The organism is Calidifontibacillus erzurumensis (assembly GCF_013303125.1).
GTDB classification, from domain to species: domain Bacteria; phylum Bacillota; class Bacilli; order Bacillales; family Bacillaceae_J; genus Calidifontibacillus; species Calidifontibacillus erzurumensis.
The window spans coordinates 164,613-182,949 of record NZ_JABTTE010000004.1 but is presented as its reverse complement, the minus strand read 5'-3'; the positions used below and the strand labels follow the sequence as shown (position 1 = coordinate 182,949).

The following is an 18,337-nucleotide window of genomic DNA, read 5'->3' as shown; positions in this document are numbered from 1 at the left end:
AGTACATGGGGAAAATTGCATTTATTTTTCCTGGACAAGGATCACAAACGGTTGGCATGGGCCAAGATTTAGCAAATAAATTCGAAAAAGCGGCTCAAATTTTTCGTCAAGCAGATGAACGACTAGGAATTTCATTGTCTGAAATTATATTTAAAGGTCCACAGGAGAAGTTGACATTAACCGAAAATGCGCAACCTGCTCTATTAACGACCAGCATTGCCATCTTGGAAATTTTAAAAGATTATGGGATTCAAGCAGATTATGCAGCGGGTCATAGTTTAGGTGAATATAGCGCATTAGTTGCCGCTGGCGCGATCGATTTTGAAGATGGCGTTTTCGCAGTTCGGAAGCGTGGGGAATATATGGAAGAAGCAGTTCCGGCTGGAGTAGGTACAATGGCTGCTGTGTTAGGCATGGAAGAAGCAGATCTTGCATCTGTAACAGAAGAAATTACAGCAAATGGTGAAGTTGTTCAATTGGCAAATTTAAATTGCCCTGGCCAAATTGTAATCTCCGGGACAAAAAAAGGTGTTGAAGATGCATCACGGTTAGCAGCAGAGCGCGGGGCCAAAAAAGTAATCCCTCTTGTTGTCAGCGGCCCATTTCATTCTGTTTTAATGAAACCGGCAGCTGAAAAATTTAGAAGCGTTCTTGAACAAATCGAAATTAGAAATGCTAAAATCCCTGTTATTGCAAATGTCACTGCTGAAGAGATGATTGATGCGGGGGACATTAAAGAAAAGTTGATTGAACAACTATATTCGCCTGTCCGTTGGGAAACGTCTGTAAGAAAAATGGTAGATCTAGGCGTTGATACTTTTATTGAAATCGGCCCTGGCAAAGTTTTATGTGGGTTAGTCAAAAAAGTAAATCGTCGTCTAAATACATATGCAATTGGGGATGAAGAATCGCTTATTGAAACAATTAAAAAACTGAAAGGGGATTTGTAAATGTTAACTGGGAAAGTTGCGCTTGTGACCGGTGCATCACGAGGAATCGGAAGAGCAATAGCCATTGAGTTAGCGAAAGCTGGTGCCAAAGTTGCTGTTAACTATGCCGGCAACGAGTCTAAAGCAAAGGAAGTCGTGGATCTAATTAAGGAAAATGGGGGCGAAGGTTTCGCTATTCAAGCGGATGTGGCAAATGCTGAATCTGTTGAAGTCATGGTGAAAGAAGTTATTGCTACATTTGGTGCATTAGATATCCTAGTAAATAATGCTGGTATTACGAGAGATAATTTATTGATGAGAATGAAAGAAGAAGATTGGGATGCAGTCATAAATACAAATTTAAAAGGTGTCTTTTTATGTACAAAAGCGGTTACACGACAAATGATGAAACAAAAAAAGGGCCGCATCATAAATATTGCTTCTATAGTCGGTGTTTGTGGAAATCCTGGACAAGCAAATTACGTAGCAGCTAAAGCAGGAGTTATCGGTTTAACGAAGACAACAGCAAAAGAACTTGCTAGCAGGAACATCACTGTTAACGCTATTGCACCAGGATTTATTACAACTGATATGACAGATGAGTTGCCTGAAGAAGCAAAAAATGAAATGTTAAAACAAATTCCGTTAGGTCGTTTTGGTGACCCTGCTGATATTGCTCATGTTGTTCGTTTCTTAGCATCGGATGATAGCAGTTATATTACAGGACAAACGATCCATGTCGATGGCGGAATGGTAATGTAATAATTTTTTGAAAATGGTTAGAAAATTGACATATCAATCTTTTGGCTTTTTGTTCTCGGTTTCGTAAATTATTCGAAAGGAGATATAAAGTTGGGTGGTTGGGTGGTTAAGGGTAAGGTATGTTTTAATTTAAATGGACTTTAGCTAGTTTTTTTGGCAAGATTTTAATATAATACCTTGAGGGGAGGTGAACGAACGATGGCAGATGTACTAGAGCGTGTTAAAAAAATTATTGTAGACCGCTTAGGTGTTGAAGAGGCTGATGTTACTTTGGAAGCTTCTTTTAAAGATGACCTAGGTGCAGATTCCCTAGATGTAGTTGAATTAGTAATGGAACTAGAAGATGAATTCGATATGGAAATTTCTGATGAAGATGCAGAAAAAATTACTACTGTAGGAGATGCTGTTAACTACATAAAAGAACACGCAAAATAATGAAGAGTCCCGTGGATTCACGGGGCTTTCTCCAATTTTATGTCATCAAATTGAGTAAAACATCAAGTTTAAATAGATACATACATACTGCGCATTTGTTTGTGGAGGGTTTTGAATCAATGCCAATAAGAAAAAAAGATAAAAAAATCGGATTAAAGCAAAAACAGAAATTTCACGAATTGCAAGAGAAGCTTAACATTCATTTTTCAAGAGAAGAACTTTTAATACAAGCTTTTACACATTCTTCCTATGTGAATGAACATCGAATTAAACCATCTGAAGATAATGAAAGGTTGGAGTTTTTAGGAGATGCGGTTTTGGAACTAACTGTGTCCCACTACTTATTTAATCACTACCCATTGATGAGTGAAGGGGATTTAACGAAGCTTCGGGCAGCTGTTGTATGTGAACCTTCATTAGTTAATTTTGCTAACCAGCTTTCATTTGGCGATTATGTTTTATTAGGAAAAGGCGAAGAGTTAACAGGCGGAAGAACGAGACCTGCCTTACTGGCGGATGTTTTTGAAGCTTTTATTGGTGCACTTTATCTTGACCAAGGTCTTGAAAAAGTTTTTGAGTTTTTACAACAAGTAGTATTTCCAAAAATAAGTGAGGGCGCATTTTTTCATGTTATGGATTTCAAAAGTCAGTTGCAAGAAATTGTACAACGGAAAGGACAAGGCCATATAGAATATCTCATCATTCAAGAAAAAGGTCCTGCTCATAATCGCGAGTTTGTTGCACGAGTTACATTAAATGGTGAAATTCTCGGAACTGGTTTTGGGAAATCAAAAAAAGAGGCCGAACAAAATGCTGCCAAAGAAGCGTTAACTGTACTTGAACAGCTAAAAAATAATAACACATAAGGAAGCTCAAACGTACTGTTACTTAGTTTTTCATCGAATAGGTGAAAGACTTGGAACCAGTATGCTTGAGTTTTATTGCAAAGAAACGCCTTGAACGAGGGAGGGGAAAACAGTAATGTATTTAAAACGCCTAGATATTATCGGCTTCAAAGCTTTTGCCGATCGGACTTCAGTTGATTTTGTTCAAGGTGTAACGGCGATTGTCGGTCCGAATGGCAGCGGAAAGAGCAATATTACAGATGCCATCCGCTGGGTTTTAGGTGAACAATCAGCCAAGTCGCTTCGGGGCTCTAAAATGGAAGATATTATTTTTGCCGGCAGTGACACGAGAAAGGCTCTTAATGTTGCTGAGGTAACTTTAACTTTAGAAAATGATGATCAATTTTTACCGCTTGATTATCATGAAGTTAGTGTGACAAGAAGGGTGTATCGTTCAGGAGAAAGCGAGTTTTATATTAATAAACAGCCATGCCGCTTAAAAGATATTATCGATTTATTTATGGATTCAGGTCTTGGACGTGAAGCTTTTTCGATTATCAGCCAAGGAAAGGTGGAAGAAATCCTTAGCAGTAAACCGGAAGACCGCCGTACAATCTTCGAAGAAGCAGCAGGTGTTTTAAAATATAAAAACCGCAAGAAAAAAGCAGAAGTTAAGTTAATGGAAACGCAAGAAAATTTAAATCGGGTGGACGATATTCTTCATGAAATTGAAAATCAATTGGAGCCTTTAAAAATTCAGTCATCGATTGCAAAAGAATATTTAGAAAAGAAAGCAGAATTAGAAAAAATAGAAGTGGCTCTAACCGTTTGTGAAATAGAAGAACTGCATCAAAATTGGGAACAGTTATTAAAACAATTTGAAGAACATAAAGATCTTGAAATGGATTTGCTAACGAAAATCCAAATGCAAGAAGCTGAAATAGAAGCTCTTCGGGAACAAATCCAAGTGCTAGACGATTCCATTACAGAACTTCAAGAAGTTTTACTAATAACGAGTAATGAATTGGAAAAGATTGAGGGCCAAAGGGAAGTATTGAAAGAAAGAAAAAAAAATAAAAATGAAAACCGCGCACAACTGGAGCAAAACATAGAACTACTACAAAAGAAGATGATAGAACTTGAGGCGGAATTACTTGAACAAACGAAAGTTTTACAAGAGCATCAGAAAAAACTTGAAAATGTTCAACAAGATTTGCTCAAATTTGAAAACAAGCTTTCTAGAGCAAGCGTTGATATTGATGCTGAATTAGAGCATTTAAAAAGTGATTACATAGATTTATTAAATAAACAAGCATCCCTTAAAAACGAGAAAGTCCACTTGGAAGACCAGCTTGCTCAGTTCGAAAAGCGAAAAATTTACTTAGATCAGGACAATGAAAAATATTTATTGCTCCGAAAAGAATTTGAGGAAAAAAAAGCAGCCCTGATAAAAAAAGGAGAAGAAAAACAAGGAGCTTTACAATCTCATTTGCACGAATTTAGGAAACTTGGGCTGGAACTAGAAAAAAAACGGGATGAATATCATAAAAAAGAAACACAGCTTTATCAAGCTTACCAATACCTGCAAAAATTTAAAACCCGTAAGGAAATGCTTGAAGAGATGCGGGAAGATTATGCAGGCTTTTTACAAGGTGTAAAAGAAGTATTGCTTGCAAAGTTGCCTGGTGTAAGGGGTGCTGTTGCAGAGCTGATCAACGTTGGAAAACAGTATGAAACAGCCATAGAAGTTGCCTTGGGCAGCGCCATGCAGCATATCATCGTTGAACATGAGAGTCATGCTCGTCAAGCAATCGCTTATTTAAAAAATAATCATTTCGGAAGAGCGACATTTTTGCCGATGTCTGTCATGAAAGGTAGATCAATTCCGGCTTCGCAAAAAATCCTTATTGAAAACCATCCTTCTTTTGTAGGGATTGCCTCTTCTTTGGTAACATTTGACCCTACATATAAGGATGTTATCGAAAATTTATTAGGGAACGTAATCATCTCTACAGAATTAAAAGGGGCGAATGAAATCGCCAAAACACTTGGTCACCGTTATCGAGTTGTGACACTTGATGGTGATGTTGTTAATCCAGGCGGTTCGATGACAGGAGGAACGATTAAACAAAAAACAACCTCTCTTTTTACACGACAAAGGGAACTAGAAGATATAAATCGAAAATTGCCTGAAATGGAACGAAAAACAGAAGCTTTGGAACAACAAGTAAAAACATTGAAGGAAACGATTCAAGAACATGAAAGGCAATTGGCCCAATTAAAGGAAATTTGCGAAACGGTGAGGATCGAAGAAGAACAATTAAAAGGATCAATTAGAGAACTTGAAGTAGAAGAAAAAAATGTAAATGAACGGTTAAAACTTTACGATCTTGAAATAGAAGGTCTAATGAAAGAAAAAACTGATGTGATAAACAAACATGATGAAACAATAGAAAAACTAAATAATTTAGAAAAAGAAATTACAGCACTTGATAAACGAATTGCTGACCTATCATCACAAAAGAAAAACGAAGAATCATCAAAAGCCGACTTGCAGCAAAAAGTAACAGAATTAAAAGTGTTGGCAGCAGAAAAAAGGCAGCTCGTTAAAAATGCAGAGGACGAATGTAGACGCCTCGAAAAAGAACGAAATCAAGCAGAGGAGCAGGTAATTCGTTTAAGACAGGATTTGCAAATTTTAAATGATGAAATTACTACCAATGTTTCCGGTGAAGGAAAATTGGATCAATTGTTTATGGAGAAAAATGCAGAAAAAGAACAAACGTTGGACCTCATTAAGAGCCGGCGAGAAGAAAGATATCAGCAACAAATAAAACTTGAAGATTTATCCCGAGAAAACAAAGAGCTAAGACGTCAACATAAACAAATGGTTGAAGCAACGAAAGAAGAAGAAGTTAAAATTAATCGTCTAGATGTCGAGTTGGAAAATAAACTAAACCAACTTTGGGAAGAATATAAGCTTTCATTCGAAGCGGCAAAAGCAAAATATCCTTTAACGATGGATCGTGATGAAGCAAAACAAAAATTAAAATTAATTAAAATGGAAATTGAAGAACTTGGAACTGTTAATATTGGTGCCATTGATGAATTTGATCGAGTTTCAGAGCGTTATCAGTTTTTATCAACTCAAAAAAATGATCTATTAGAGGCAAAACATACACTTCATCAAGTGATTTCGGAAATGGATGAAGAAATGAAAAAACGGTTTGAATCATCTTTTTTTAGTATAAAAGCCGAGTTTGAACAAGTTTTTAAAGAGCTTTTCGGTGGTGGACGAGCTGATTTGATTTTAACGGCACCTGACGATTTATTAAACACAGGGGTTGACATAATCGCTCAACCTCCGGGGAAAAAGCTGCAAAATTTAGGTTTACTGTCCGGCGGTGAACGTGCATTAACGGCGATTGCATTGTTATTTGCCATTTTAAGGGTAAGGCCGGTGCCGTTTTGTGTCCTTGATGAAGTAGAAGCTGCTTTAGATGATGCCAATGTAGCACGTTTTGCAACTTATTTAAAAAAGATAAGCAAAACAACGCAATTTATAGTGATCACTCATAGAAAAGGAACGATGGAAGAAGCTGACGTTTTGTATGGGGTTACGATGCAGGAATCGGGAATATCAAAACTCGTTTCTGTACGCCTTGAAGATTCTAAACAATTGCTGAATAGTTAATGAAGGAGGCGTTTCCTTTGAGTTTTTTTAAGAAATTAAAAGAAAAAATTGCCCAAAAGACAGATGCTGTTACAGAGAAATTTAAAGAAGGTTTGTCGAAAACAAGAAATTCTTTTGCAGAAAAAGTAAATGATTTAGTCGCTCGCTATCGAAAAGTGGATGAAGAGTTTTTTGAAGAATTAGAGGAAATTTTAATAAGCGCTGATGTTGGTGTTACAACCGTAATGGATCTAATCGATATGCTTAAAACTGAGGTAAAAAAACGCAACATTCAAGATCCTAAAGCCGTGCAAGCGGTTATTTCTGAAAAGCTCGTTGAATTGTTTACTAATGATGATCAAACAACAGCAAAATTAAATATTCAACCAGATGGGTTGACGGTCATTCTTTTTGTAGGTGTTAATGGTGTAGGAAAGACGACAACAATCGGAAAATTGGCTCACAAACTGAAAAACGAAGGAAAAACGGTTTTGCTTGCAGCAGGAGATACATTCCGAGCAGGTGCGATCGAACAATTGGAAGTATGGGGCGAACGTGTCGGAGTTGACGTTATTAAGCATTCGGAAGGTTCCGACCCGGCAGCTGTAATATATGATGCTATTCAAGCAGCAAAATCCCGAAAAGTTGATATCTTAATTTGCGATACGGCTGGACGGTTGCAAAACAAAGTAAACCTAATGAAGGAACTTGAAAAAGTTAAACGTGTCATTGAACGCGAAGTGCCTGGAGCACCGCATGAAGTATTATTAGTTTTAGATGCAACAACAGGTCAAAATGCAATGAGTCAAGCAAAACAATTTGGAGAAGCAACAAATGTGACAGGAATTGTTCTAACGAAACTTGATGGGACAGCCAAAGGTGGTATTGTCCTTGCAATACGCCATGAGTTAAAAACTCCAGTTAAACTAGTTGGGCTTGGAGAAAAAATGGAAGACTTAGAGGAATTTGATCCAGAACAATTTGTGTATGGTTTGTTTGCAGAAATGATTGATAAAGAAGAAGTGGAATCATAATTAGTTGGATAGGAAGGGTGAATGCTTGGTTCGAAGCCATAACTTCCCATCCATCCTAGAAATTCCATTTACATTAAAAGACCTGAGTTGTCATAAATATATTCAATCCCCCTTTCAAACAGGGGGATTTTTTGATGAAACTTATTGTTTATTTATTAATTCACTTCCATCCCAATGCTTAAACTTGTATTCACTAACTCTACTTTGAGGGTCTAGTAAAATGATTTTATCGTATCTTTTTATAAATTCATATGTTACATAAGGTTCATCTTAAAAAATGATTTTCGTGACAAAACGGGAACCAAATTGAAAAGTTGTATCAACCTCTTTTAGATCAATGTCTCGATATCCATGATTATATAAATGATTTAATGTCTCTTTTTCTAAAGAGTTTAATTGATATTGGAAGTAAACATATATTCCTAAAGGAAGGATTAAAAAAATAGTAAAAAAGATTATATAAAATATTTTTAATTTCTTTTTTGTCTTTCTTGCCTCCATATCTTTCAAAAGCACTCCTTTTTTGAATGAAACGTCTAAATTATTTTGTTAGAAGTATTAGTTGTGTACGATAATTTAAAGTAGGGATTCTGATGTTTTAAATTTATATGATTTAACATTTCAATATACTTATTTAGGTAAAAAAGCATGTTCTATGTATACTACATGTTTTTGCTAAAAAATTGTAAAATTTAAATTGCTGAAAGTTATATTTTCTGTTTCTGCTCTAGTAAGTTAGCATTGAAAGAATATTATTATTGTACTCTTACATTTCCAAATAAAAACAATTATAGTAAATTTTTGTTTTTCGTTATTTAAAAATTTGTGAATCAAACAATCGAAAATTATTTGCTTATGAGGACCGTACAAGCATCCCCTTGACAATTGCAAGCTTGCATTGTATGATGTAAAACTGTAAAGGTAATTTACTTAACAAGGGGGTTATTTGATGCTTGAAAAGACAACAAGGATGAATTATCTGTTTGATTTTTATCAATTGTTGTTAACCCCAAAGCAACGGAATTATATGTCCTTATATTACCTTGATGATTATTCACTTGGTGAAATTGCTGAAGAGTTTGGTATTTCAAGACAAGCTGTTTATGATAATATCAAACGAACAGAGATGATGCTTGAAGATTATGAAAGCAAACTACATCTTTTAAAAAAATATCAACAACGACAACAACTTGTCGAACAGCTTAGAAAATATTTGGAAGAACTTGAAGGAGAAAAGGGACCTATACTTGAATGTATCGACTCCCTTGAGAAATTAGATTAGGAGGCGGCATGTCATGGTGTTTGAAGGTTTAGCCGACCGACTGCAACAGACGATTCAGCGAATTCGCGGTAAAGGTAAAGTAACCGAAGAAGATGTAAATGAAATGATGCGCGAAGTACGCTTAGCATTATTGGAAGCGGATGTTAACTTCAAAGTTGTAAAAGATTTCGTAAAGCGTGTTAAAGAACGCGCTGTTGGCCAAGAAGTGATGAAAAGCTTAACACCAGGCCAGCAAGTCATTAAAGTTGTTCAAGAAGAATTAACAGAACTGATGGGTGGTACGCAAAGCAAAATTGCAGTTAGCAACCGGCCGCCAACCGTTATTATGATGGTTGGTTTGCAAGGTGCTGGTAAAACAACAACGACCGGTAAGCTTTCCAATTTGCTGCGAAAAAAATATAATCGAAAACCGCTTTTAGTCGCTGCAGATATTTACCGTCCAGCTGCAATTAAGCAGCTAGAAACACTTGGAAAACAACTGAATATACCTGTTTTTTCATTAGGTGATCAAGTTAGCCCAGTTGAAATTGCCAAGCAGGCCATTGAAAAGGCCAAGGAAGAGCATTATGATTATGTATTAATTGATACGGCAGGCCGTCTACATATTGATGAAGCGTTAATGAATGAGTTAAAGGAAATGAAGGAAATATCTAACCCTGATGAGATTTTCCTTGTTGTCGATGCGATGACCGGTCAAGATGCCGTGAACGTTGCTCAAAGCTTTAATGAACAGCTAGGTGTAACTGGAGCCATTTTGACAAAACTTGATGGCGACACGCGCGGAGGGGCTGCTTTATCAATTAAAGCGGTAACCAATATTCCGATTAAGTTTGTCGGGATGGGTGAAAAGCTTGATCAATTGGAAGATTTCCATCCAGAACGAATGGCATCAAGAATTCTTGGAATGGGTGATGTTCTAACTTTAATTGAAAAGGCACAGGCGACCGTTGACCAAGAAAAAGCGAAAGAACTCGAAGAAAAGATGCGTACGATGACATTCACTTTTGATGATTTTCTTGAGCAGCTAGCACAAGTTCGCAAGCTAGGCCCCCTTGATGAGTTAATAAGCATGCTTCCAGGCGCAAATAAAATTAAAGGCTTAAAAGATTTAAAAATCGATGAAAAACAAATCAAGCATGTTGAAGCGATCATCCAATCGATGACGAAAGAAGAAAAAATTCATCCTGAAATCATAAATGCTAGCCGTAAAAAGCGCATCGCTAAAGGTTCTGGACGACCTGTTCAAGAGGTAAACCGTTTGCTTAAGCAATTTGAAGACATGAAAAAAATGTTTAAGCAAATGACTTCTATGAATATGAAAGGAAAGAAAAAAGGATTTAAATTTCCTTTTATGTAGGCCCGTAATTATTACAAATTATGTGTCAATAAAAATTACTTTACAAACAGAACAAAACTTGATAGTATTTAAAAATGTGTAAAATATATTGGAGGTAGATTAAATATGGCAGTAAAAATTCGTTTAAAGCGCATGGGGCAAAAGAAAGCTCCTTTCTATCGTGTCGTAGTGGCAGATTCTCGTTCACCACGTGATGGACGTTTTATTGAAGAAATTGGTTACTATAATCCAGTTGCAAATCCTGCAGAAGTAAAAATTAATGAAGAAGCTGCTCTTAAATGGTTACAAAACGGAGCAAAGCCATCTGACACTGTGCGCAATTTATTCTCAAAACAAGGCATCTTAGAAAAGTTCCACAACTTAAGACATTCTAAGTAAGTTGTGTGATTAATATGACAGCTCTCATTGAAACGATTGTAAAATCACTTGTTGATCATCCAGATGATATTGTCATTACGAAAGAAGAGGATGACAAACAAGTTGTTTACCGTTTGACTGTTCATAAAGAAGATATTGGAAAAGTGATAGGAAAACAAGGACGGATTGCAAAAGCGATCCGAACAGTGCTCCATGCAGCGCATGGAAATGAAGAGAAAAAGATTCACCTAGATATTATGTAAGGGCGAGGGTATACCTCTCCCTTTTTTCATACTCGAACGCTTTCTCCTTTCATAAGAAGGTGGTGTTGTTGTGAAGATTATTCGCAATATAAACGTAAACCAAGTATTAACAGAAAAAAGCAAAAAGCAGCTTCACCAAAAGTTCGAACAGCAAATATTGCAATTGAAAAAAGAAATTGACCAGCTCCGGTTTGAAAAGAAAAAATTTGAAAAAATAAAAAAAAGTTTTGGAAATGCATCATCCCGATTTGACCAAGAAATTTCTATTCGAACTGAAAAAGTGAAATTACTGGAATTTCAATTGGAGCAGCTTGAATTATTGCCGATTGGGACAGAATTGAAAGAAACCGAGATTCCTGCCATTATTGAAGTATCTGTCGGAGATTATTGGGATGAGATTACAAAAGATCGAACAATCGTCATTAAAGATGGAATAGTCTCTGAAATTCGCTAGATGGGAGGTTCGTTGCAATTGCCGAAATATTATAATGTTGGAAAAATCGTCAACACCCATGGAGTAAGAGGTGAAGTAAGAATTCTTTCATCCACCGATTTTCCAGAAGAACGTTATAAAAAAGGAAGTCTTTTGTTTATAGAGGTTGGACGAAACGAATTTGTAGAGGTAAAAGTTGCGTCCCATCGTTTGCATAAAAACTTTCACCTTTTAACATTTGAAGGCTATGACAATATCAATGATGTTGAAAAATTTAAAGGGAAAATGTTAAAAATTAGAGAAGATCAGCTTGGTGAACTAGATGAAAATGAGTTTTACTACCATGAGATTATTGGCTGCACTGTTTTAACTGAAGAAGGAGTCAAACTTGGCGAAATAAAAGAAATTCTTTCACCTGGTGCTAACGATGTTTGGGTTGTAAAAAGACAAGGTGAAAAAGATTTGCTTTTACCATATATTGAAGATGTTGTTAAACGTGTTGATGTCGAAAATAAAAAAGTAATTGTGCATATGATGGAAGGGTTACTGTAAATGAAAATAGACATTTTAACATTGTTTCCTGACATGTTTACCGGTGTATTCAATCAATCAATTTTAAAAAAAGCTCAAGAAAGGAATATCGTTTCTTATCATGTTCATAACTTCCGCGACTTTTCAAAAGATAAACATCAAAAAGTGGATGATTATCCGTACGGCGGTGGAGCAGGGATGGTATTAACCCCTCAACCAATTTTTGATGCGGTTCAACATCTTACATCTAATAAAAATAATAAGACAAGAATCATTTTGATGTGTCCACAAGGAGAAACATATACTCAAAAAAAAGCGGAAGAATTGGCAAAAGAGGATCATCTCATATTCATTTGTGGACATTATGAAGGTTATGATGAACGAATTCGGGAACATCTTGTTACTGATGAACTATCAATTGGTGATTATGTGCTAACAGGTGGCGAGTTAGCAAGTATGGTGATTATTGACAGCGTCGTTCGTCTTCTACCAGGGGTTCTAGGCAATGAAGAATCAGCGCGCTTAGATTCCTATAGCAGCGGTTTGTTGGAACATCCTCATTATACAAGGCCTGCTGATTACAAAGGTATGAAAGTTCCAGAAGTATTACTTTCAGGAAATCATAAGAAAATTGAAGAATGGCGTGCAAAAGAAGCGTTGAGAAGAACTTTTATTAGAAGACCTGATTTATTAAAAGGTAGAATTCTTTCTGAACAAGAGAAAAAGTGGCTTGAAGAGTTTCAGAAAGGCGAGTAGGCTATTGAAATGGTTGTTTATTTATGGTATATTAATCCCTGTGCTTGAACGATGTTCAAGTTTGAAAACGATGTTCCGCTGTATGTAGAAGATTAATCATACATGAGCATCTGTGTGGAAGGAGTGAATACGATGCAACAATTAATTCATGACATCACAAAAGATCAATTAAGAACGGATATTCCTGCGTTCCGCCCTGGTGATACTTTACGAGTTCACGTAAAAGTAGTTGAAGGGAACCGCGAACGTATCCAAATTTTTGAAGGTGTCGTTATTAAGCGTCGTGGCGGCGGAATTAGCGAAACATTTACAGTTCGTAAAGTTTCTTACGGTGTAGGCGTTGAACGTACATTCCCATTGCATACACCAAAAATTGCGAAAATTGAAGTTATCCGCCGTGGTAAAGTTCGTCGTGCAAAACTTTATTACTTGCGCGAACTACGCGGTAAAGCAGCTCGTATTAAAGAAATTCGATAGTTTGCAAAAAAAGGAGCTTGGTTCACAAGCTCCTTTTTCCAACCTACCATCTTTTACTATATAAATTTTTTGGAGGAACAGGTATGTCCCAAAAGAATAACGAGGTCTGGGAATGGATTAAAGCTTTGATTATTGCGGTATTGTTGGCTGGGGGTATTCGACTCTTTTTGTTCGCTCCGATCGTTGTTGATGGCGAGTCGATGATGCCGACATTGGAAGACCATTATCGAATGATTGTTAATAAAATTGGCTATAAAATTGGTGAACCAGAAAGATTTGATATTATCGTTTTTCATGCAACAGAAGACCGTGATTATATTAAACGGGTTATCGGATTGCCTGGCGAACATGTGGCCTATAAAGATGATGTTTTATATATAAATGGGAAACCGGTAGAGGAACCTTTTTTAGAAGAAGCTAAGAAAAAAGCGGATGGACCTTTAACCTATGATTTCACCCTTGAAGAAGTAACCGGTTTGGATCGGGTACCGGAAGGACATTTGTTCGTTCTTGGCGATAACCGCCGCTTTAGCAAAGATAGCCGCATAATTGGAACGATTAGCATGGATCAAGTTTTAGGAAAAACAAATATCGTCTATTGGCCTCCAAGTGATTTCAAAATCATTAAATAGGACGTGAACGGCTATGACTATCCAATGGTTTCCTGGCCATATGGCAAAAGCGAAGCGCCAGGTTACTGAAAAATTAAAATTAATAGATGTTGTTTTGGAACTAGTAGATGCAAGAATTCCTTATTCATCGCGAAACCCGATGATTGATGAAATTGTTTCAGGAAAACCACGAGTTGTTTTGCTGAATAAAGCTGATTTAGCAGATCCAGTTAAAACGGATGATTGGATTGCGTATTTTAATGAGCAAGGTATTTTAAGTCTTGCAATCAATGCCCATCAGAAGGATGATATGAAAAAAATTATCGCTGCTTGTAAGGAGTTAACCGAAGAAAAGTTTGCGAAAATGAGGGCAAAAGGGATTAAAAATACTAGAGCAATCCGCGCCTTAATTATCGGAATTCCAAATGTAGGAAAATCGACATTAATTAACCGGCTTGCAAACAAAACGATTGCAAAAACAGGTGACCGCCCAGGTGTAACAACTGCGCAATCTTGGATCAAGGTAGGAAAAGAGTTCGAACTTCTCGATACACCGGGGATATTATGGCCTAAATTTGATGATGAAAATGTCGGCTACCGGTTGGCAGTTACTGGTGCAATTAAAGAAAATTTACTTGATTTTCAAGATTTAGCCGTTTTTACTTTGAAGTTTTTAATTAAAGAATATCCTGAACGGCTGATGGAACGCTACCAATTGGAAAAATTGGATGTAGAGATTGTTGAACTTTTTGATCAAATCGGCAAACTAAGAGGTTGTTTCATGAGTGGAGGCCTCGTTGACTACGATAAAACAGCAGAGTTAATTTTACGGGACCTTCGTTCTGGAAAATTAGGGCGAATCACATTTGAAAAACCAGCGGATATACTCTTATAAGGTGTCAGGTATTTTAATGCTTGACGCCTTCTTTATTTTTTTATACAGTTTCCGATATAAAAGATAACAATAAGTAGGGAAGAGAGATTTTTTATGGCAAAAACAATTAAAGAAATAGAAGCTATTTTAAAAGATTTGGATGATAGAGCAATTGATGAAAATTTCTTAATTGAAATCAAAAACGATGAGCGTAAAGGTGTTCAGCTTCTTTATAAAAAATGGTTAAAAGAACAAGCTGAGCGCCGTAAGCTTAAAGAACAGTTTGTCAAAATGTCGAGTTATGAAAATGATCTCCGCAACAATAATATACATAGGATCGCAGGTATTGATGAAGCAGGCAGAGGCCCATTAGCTGGACCTGTTGTTGCAGCAGCTGTAATTTTAAAGAATGATTTTTTTCTGCCTGGATTAAACGATTCAAAGAAATTGACAGAAAAAAAGCGTGAATTATTTTATCAATATATTGAGACCCACGCTCTCTGCATTGGAATTGGTATAGCAACGGCAAAGGAAATAGACGAACTTAATATTTATCAAGCTTCCAAACTAGCAATGGTAAGAGCAGTTCAGAATCTGTCAATAAAACCTGAATATTTATTGATTGATGCGATGGAAGTTCCTCTTTCTATTCCGCAAACATCGATTGTAAAAGGCGACTCCAAAAGTGTTTCTATTGCTGCTGCCTCCATTATTGCGAAAGTAACTAGAGATCGTTACATGAAAGATTTGGGCAAACGATATCCGCAATATGGATTTGAAACCCATATGGGTTACGGAACGAATCAACATCTCAAAGCAATTGAAACATTCGGGATCATTAGTGAGCACCGCTCTTCTTTTGCACCTGTAAAAGAATATGCAAAAAGCTAAATTCCTAAACACTATCGATTCACAAATATTTCAATTAACCGAGAGGATTGTTCAAAGTGGTGGAAATGAATTCGATCATAAGATCATTATTGCAAAATGATATTTTCGTAAAAAGTCAAACTTTATATGAAAAAGACGGAAAAAGTGCTGCAAATTCATTTGATACAAAAAGGAGCACCGATCTTTTGTCTTTATTAAAAACTCTTGAACTTCCAGATAATGCGAAAAACAGACATTTACTCGCATTACTGTTGAAAGAAAGGATTTCTTTATCAAAAGAAATGCTTAAAAGCGTTAGTCAATGGATTAGTCAAAACGAGCAAAACTCGTTGCCAGCTGCCTTTCAATTGATCAGATTGGCACTAGAAAGGGATTTGCCAATCACAAAAAGCGTTTTAAATGTACTATCAGCTGCCCTTGATACGGAAACGACGATGATCGAACAACTGAAAATTGTGACGGAAGTTCTAAGAGAGGTTCCGGAACATACGAAAATATTTAATGATCTAAAGTTGATCGAAGAAAACATTGAGACGTCAATTGCAAAACTTTTAAAAAACAATAGTGAAAATGAAAATTTTTGGAATAATAGTAAAGAGATTGCCATAGCTATAAAAAAGCTTGTACAAAAGATTGGCATTCACCACGAAGAAAATGAACAATCTCTAAGGTCATTGTTAACAAAAGTTTTACAAGAAACAAAAAACGGGCAAGTAGTTAAAAAAATTGAGCCATTGTTGCAACGAATCATCGGTCTAAAGCTTTTGAATTTTGAACAGGAAGGACTGCTTCAAACGTATTTATGGCATTTTCCACTCCTATTAAATGATCATGGAACGGATTTCATATTACAATGGACAGCAAAAAAACAAAAAAATGGGCAAATTGACCCAAATTATTGTCGTCTCATTTTCTTTTTAGAACTGGAAATGCTGAAAGAATTATTCGTTGATTGTAAAATCCAAAATCGAATTGTTAATATTCAAATTTATAATGATTCAATAGAACATTCGACTCTAAAAGCATTCCATTTAGTTTTAAAAGAGCGCTTGGCATTATTGAAATATCAATTAACAGACATAGCTGTACTTCCTTTTGAGAAAAAAGGGACTCCAAAGGAAAATCATAAGAATAAGATAATGCCATTTTCACAAATCGAACAAAAAAGTGGAGTGGATTTAAAAATATGAAAAATGATTATCTTCATAAAAGAAAAGAAGCAGTTGTTCTTTCTTATGATCAGTCAAAAGACGTTGCACCAAGAGTCGTTGCAAAAGGAAAGGGGGAAATTGCTCATAAAATTTTAGAAAAAGCCGAACAACATCATATTCCTATTCAAGAAGACCCAACATTAGTTGAGTTGTTAGGGCAACTTGAAATCGATGAGGCGATTCCAGAGGAATTATATCAAGTTGTAGCTGAAATATTTGCATTTCTTTATAAAGTAGACCATTCACTAAAAAATAACAAATAATTACTTTTATTTGTCAATCCTTATAAATAAATGGCCTTTTTTGCAATAAAAATTTTTTTAAAAGGATTCTATAAAATTTTGTAGAAATATAGACACTGGATGTAAAACTACTATAAAATAAAACAGGTAGTCCAAAAATTGTGTCCAAATTGTTACAAAGAGATAGGAGGATGGAGAATGAATATCCACGAGTATCAAGGGAAAGAAATCCTCAGACAATACGGGGTGGCAGTTCCAAACGGAAAGGTTGCTTTTACTGTTGAGGAAGCTGTTGAAGCAGCAAAAACATTAAACAGCAATGTATGGGTTGTGAAAGCGCAAATCCATGCTGGCGGCCGCGGAAAAGCAGGGGGCGTAAAGGTCGCAAAAAGTTTAGAAGAAGTAAAACAATATGCTGAAGAACTATTAGGCAAAACTCTTGTAACTCACCAAACAGGACCAGAAGGAAAAGAGGTCAAACGTTTGTTGATTGAAGAGGGTTGCGATATTAAGAAAGAATATTACATAGGGCTTGTCTTGGACCGAGCAATTTCCCGCGTTGTAATGATGGCTTCAGAAGAAGGCGGAACTGAAATTGAAGAAGTTGCTGCAAGAACACCAGAGAAAATTTTCAAAGAAGTCATCGATCCAGCGGTAGGCTTACAGCCATTCCAAGCACGCCGTTTAGCTTATAAAATCAATATTCCAAATGAACTCGTTAATAAAGCAGTACAATTTATGATGGGCTTGTATAATGCCTATATCGATAAAGATTGCTCAATCGCAGAAATTAACCCATTGGTTGTTACAGGCGATGGAAATGTAATGGCACTTGATGCAAAACTTAACTTTGATTCAAACGCTTTATATCGTCATAAGGATGTTGAAGCGTTGCGTGATTTAGATGAAGAAGATCCAAAAGAAATTGAAGCATCTAAATATGATTTAAGCTATATCGCATTAGATGGCAACATCGGCTGCATGGTAAATGGTGCTGGTCTAGCGATGGCAACGATGGATATTATTAAATACTATGGTGGAGAACCAGCGAACTTCCTTGATGTTGGCGGCGGTGCTACTGCTGAAAAAGTTACGGAAGCATTTAAAATTATCCTTTCCGATCCAAATGTTAAAGGAATTTTTGTAAACATCTTTGGTGGTATCATGAGATGTGACGTAATTGCGACTGGTGTAGTTGAAGCTGCTAAACAAGTTGGCTTGAAAGTTCCATTAGTTGTTCGTTTAGAAGGAACAAATGTGGAACTTGGTAAGAAAATCCTTGCTGAGTCCGACATTGAAATTGTTGCTGCTGAGTCAATGGCAGACGGTGCAGAAAAAATCGTTTCATTAGTTCGTTAATTATAAAGGAACTTG

At 36.2% G+C, this 18,337-nt stretch carries 21 protein-coding genes; 20 read left to right on the top strand and 1 reads right to left on the bottom strand.

Annotation, left to right across the window (positions count from 1 at the left end):
• Positions 1–5 precede the first annotated feature (5 nt).
• From fabD to ftsY, 6 genes are all read left to right on the top strand, one after another.
• Positions 6–950, top strand: a complete 945-nt coding sequence (fabD, locus tag HR057_RS05470) for an ACP S-malonyltransferase (RefSeq protein WP_173730416.1) — start codon at positions 6–8, stop codon at positions 948–950.
• A complete protein-coding gene (gene fabG, locus HR057_RS05465) occupies positions 951–1,691 on the top strand; it encodes a 3-oxoacyl-[acyl-carrier-protein] reductase (RefSeq protein ID WP_173730415.1) in 741 nt (246 codons plus the stop codon).
• A 198-nt stretch (positions 1,692–1,889) separates the two neighbouring features.
• A complete protein-coding gene (acpP, locus tag HR057_RS05460) occupies positions 1,890–2,126 on the top strand; it encodes an acyl carrier protein (protein WP_173730414.1) in 237 nt (78 codons plus the stop codon).
• Between the two features lie 119 nt (positions 2,127–2,245).
• Positions 2,246–2,992, top strand: coding sequence for a ribonuclease III (rnc, locus tag HR057_RS05455; RefSeq protein ID WP_173730413.1), 747 nt, complete (start codon positions 2,246–2,248; stop codon positions 2,990–2,992).
• Between the two features lie 115 nt (positions 2,993–3,107).
• A complete protein-coding gene (gene smc / locus HR057_RS05450; RefSeq protein WP_173730412.1) occupies positions 3,108–6,665 on the top strand; it encodes a chromosome segregation protein SMC in 3,558 nt (1,185 codons plus the stop codon).
• 17 nt (positions 6,666–6,682) lie between these two features.
• Positions 6,683–7,678, top strand: coding sequence for a signal recognition particle-docking protein FtsY (gene ftsY, locus HR057_RS05445; protein WP_173730411.1), 996 nt, complete (start codon positions 6,683–6,685; stop codon positions 7,676–7,678).
• 270 nt (positions 7,679–7,948) lie between these two features.
• Here the strand turns inward: ftsY and HR057_RS05440 are convergent, their stop codons facing one another.
• Positions 7,949–8,188 (bottom strand): hypothetical protein, encoded by a 240-nt coding sequence (locus HR057_RS05440; protein WP_173730410.1) that lies wholly within the window; start codon positions 8,186–8,188, stop codon positions 7,949–7,951.
• Positions 8,189–8,627: 439 nt separating this feature from the next.
• On the opposite strand from HR057_RS05440, the gene HR057_RS05435 reads away from it, so the two are divergent.
• The 14 genes from HR057_RS05435 to sucC all read left to right on the top strand — a co-directional run bounded on the left by HR057_RS05435 (position 8,628) and on the right by sucC (position 18,322).
• A complete protein-coding gene (locus HR057_RS05435; RefSeq protein ID WP_173730409.1) occupies positions 8,628–8,960 on the top strand; it encodes a putative DNA-binding protein in 333 nt (110 codons plus the stop codon).
• Positions 8,961–8,973: 13 nt separating this feature from the next.
• Entirely contained in the window at positions 8,974–10,317 is a 1,344-nt protein-coding gene (gene ffh, locus HR057_RS05430) for a signal recognition particle protein (RefSeq protein ID WP_173730408.1), read from the top strand.
• A gap of 105 nt (positions 10,318–10,422) precedes the next feature.
• A complete protein-coding gene (gene rpsP, locus HR057_RS05425) occupies positions 10,423–10,695 on the top strand; it encodes a 30S ribosomal protein S16 (RefSeq protein WP_173730407.1) in 273 nt (90 codons plus the stop codon).
• 14 nt (positions 10,696–10,709) lie between these two features.
• Positions 10,710–10,937 (top strand): KH domain-containing protein, encoded by a 228-nt coding sequence (locus tag HR057_RS05420; RefSeq protein ID WP_173730406.1) that lies wholly within the window; start codon positions 10,710–10,712, stop codon positions 10,935–10,937.
• 70 nt (positions 10,938–11,007) lie between these two features.
• On the top strand, positions 11,008–11,391 hold the full coding sequence (locus tag HR057_RS05415) for a YlqD family protein (RefSeq protein ID WP_173730405.1): 384 nt from the start codon (positions 11,008–11,010) through the stop codon (positions 11,389–11,391).
• An 18-nt stretch (positions 11,392–11,409) separates the two neighbouring features.
• Complete coding sequence (rimM, locus tag HR057_RS05410) at positions 11,410–11,922, top strand: ribosome maturation factor RimM (protein WP_173730404.1); 513 nt, start codon at positions 11,410–11,412, stop codon at positions 11,920–11,922.
• The gene (gene trmD, locus HR057_RS05405; protein ID WP_173730403.1) at positions 11,923–12,657 is read left to right on the top strand and encodes a tRNA (guanosine(37)-N1)-methyltransferase TrmD; all 735 of its coding nucleotides are present in this window, start codon (positions 11,923–11,925) and stop codon (positions 12,655–12,657) included. It begins immediately after the preceding gene.
• A gap of 132 nt (positions 12,658–12,789) precedes the next feature.
• Positions 12,790–13,134 carry a 50S ribosomal protein L19 gene (rplS, locus tag HR057_RS05400; protein WP_173730402.1) on the top strand — a complete coding sequence of 115 codons (345 nt, stop codon included), beginning with the start codon at positions 12,790–12,792 and terminating at the stop codon, positions 13,132–13,134.
• Positions 13,135–13,217: 83 nt separating this feature from the next.
• Entirely contained in the window at positions 13,218–13,766 is a 549-nt protein-coding gene (gene lepB / locus HR057_RS05395) for a signal peptidase I (protein WP_173730401.1), read from the top strand.
• Positions 13,767–13,779: 13 nt separating this feature from the next.
• On the top strand, positions 13,780–14,640 hold the full coding sequence (ylqF, locus tag HR057_RS05390) for a ribosome biogenesis GTPase YlqF (protein WP_173730400.1): 861 nt from the start codon (positions 13,780–13,782) through the stop codon (positions 14,638–14,640).
• Positions 14,641–14,733: 93 nt separating this feature from the next.
• Positions 14,734–15,510, top strand: coding sequence for a ribonuclease HII (locus HR057_RS05385; protein WP_173730399.1), 777 nt, complete (start codon positions 14,734–14,736; stop codon positions 15,508–15,510).
• A 65-nt stretch (positions 15,511–15,575) separates the two neighbouring features.
• Entirely contained in the window at positions 15,576–16,700 is a 1,125-nt protein-coding gene (locus HR057_RS05380; RefSeq protein WP_173730398.1) for a hypothetical protein, read from the top strand.
• Positions 16,697–16,984: a FlhB-like flagellar biosynthesis protein gene (locus HR057_RS05375; RefSeq protein ID WP_173730397.1), complete on the top strand. Its 288-nt coding sequence runs from the start codon at positions 16,697–16,699 to the stop codon at positions 16,982–16,984. The genes HR057_RS05380 and HR057_RS05375 overlap by 4 nt, the downstream gene beginning before the upstream one ends.
• 177 nt (positions 16,985–17,161) lie before the next feature.
• Positions 17,162–18,322 carry an ADP-forming succinate--CoA ligase subunit beta gene (sucC, locus tag HR057_RS05370; protein WP_173730396.1) on the top strand — a complete coding sequence of 387 codons (1,161 nt, stop codon included), beginning with the start codon at positions 17,162–17,164 and terminating at the stop codon, positions 18,320–18,322.
• The last annotated feature ends 15 nt before the right edge of the window (positions 18,323–18,337 follow it).

What these genes read in the sequence shown, in the direction of transcription:
- fabD (WP_173730416.1), top strand. Translation starts at nt 6, where the DNA reads ATGGGGAAAATTGCATTTATTTTTCCTGGACAAGGATCACAAACGGTT.
- fabG (WP_173730415.1), top strand. Translation starts at nt 951, where the DNA reads ATGTTAACTGGGAAAGTTGCGCTTGTGACCGGTGCATCACGAGGAATC.
- acpP (WP_173730414.1), top strand. Translation starts at nt 1,890, where the DNA reads ATGGCAGATGTACTAGAGCGTGTTAAAAAAATTATTGTAGACCGCTTA.
- rnc (WP_173730413.1), top strand. Translation starts at nt 2,246, where the DNA reads ATGCCAATAAGAAAAAAAGATAAAAAAATCGGATTAAAGCAAAAACAG.
- smc (WP_173730412.1), top strand. Translation starts at nt 3,108, where the DNA reads ATGTATTTAAAACGCCTAGATATTATCGGCTTCAAAGCTTTTGCCGAT.
- HR057_RS05435 (WP_173730409.1), top strand. Translation starts at nt 8,628, where the DNA reads ATGCTTGAAAAGACAACAAGGATGAATTATCTGTTTGATTTTTATCAA.
- ffh (WP_173730408.1), top strand. Translation starts at nt 8,974, where the DNA reads ATGGTGTTTGAAGGTTTAGCCGACCGACTGCAACAGACGATTCAGCGA.
- rpsP (WP_173730407.1), top strand. Translation starts at nt 10,423, where the DNA reads ATGGCAGTAAAAATTCGTTTAAAGCGCATGGGGCAAAAGAAAGCTCCT.
- HR057_RS05420 (WP_173730406.1), top strand. Translation starts at nt 10,710, where the DNA reads ATGACAGCTCTCATTGAAACGATTGTAAAATCACTTGTTGATCATCCA.
- trmD (WP_173730403.1), top strand. Translation starts at nt 11,923, where the DNA reads ATGAAAATAGACATTTTAACATTGTTTCCTGACATGTTTACCGGTGTA.
- rplS (WP_173730402.1), top strand. Translation starts at nt 12,790, where the DNA reads ATGCAACAATTAATTCATGACATCACAAAAGATCAATTAAGAACGGAT.
- lepB (WP_173730401.1), top strand. Translation starts at nt 13,218, where the DNA reads ATGTCCCAAAAGAATAACGAGGTCTGGGAATGGATTAAAGCTTTGATT.
- ylqF (WP_173730400.1), top strand. Translation starts at nt 13,780, where the DNA reads ATGACTATCCAATGGTTTCCTGGCCATATGGCAAAAGCGAAGCGCCAG.
- HR057_RS05385 (WP_173730399.1), top strand. Translation starts at nt 14,734, where the DNA reads ATGGCAAAAACAATTAAAGAAATAGAAGCTATTTTAAAAGATTTGGAT.
- HR057_RS05380 (WP_173730398.1), top strand. Translation starts at nt 15,576, where the DNA reads ATGAATTCGATCATAAGATCATTATTGCAAAATGATATTTTCGTAAAA.
- HR057_RS05375 (WP_173730397.1), top strand. Translation starts at nt 16,697, where the DNA reads ATGAAAAATGATTATCTTCATAAAAGAAAAGAAGCAGTTGTTCTTTCT.
- sucC (WP_173730396.1), top strand. Translation starts at nt 17,162, where the DNA reads ATGAATATCCACGAGTATCAAGGGAAAGAAATCCTCAGACAATACGGG.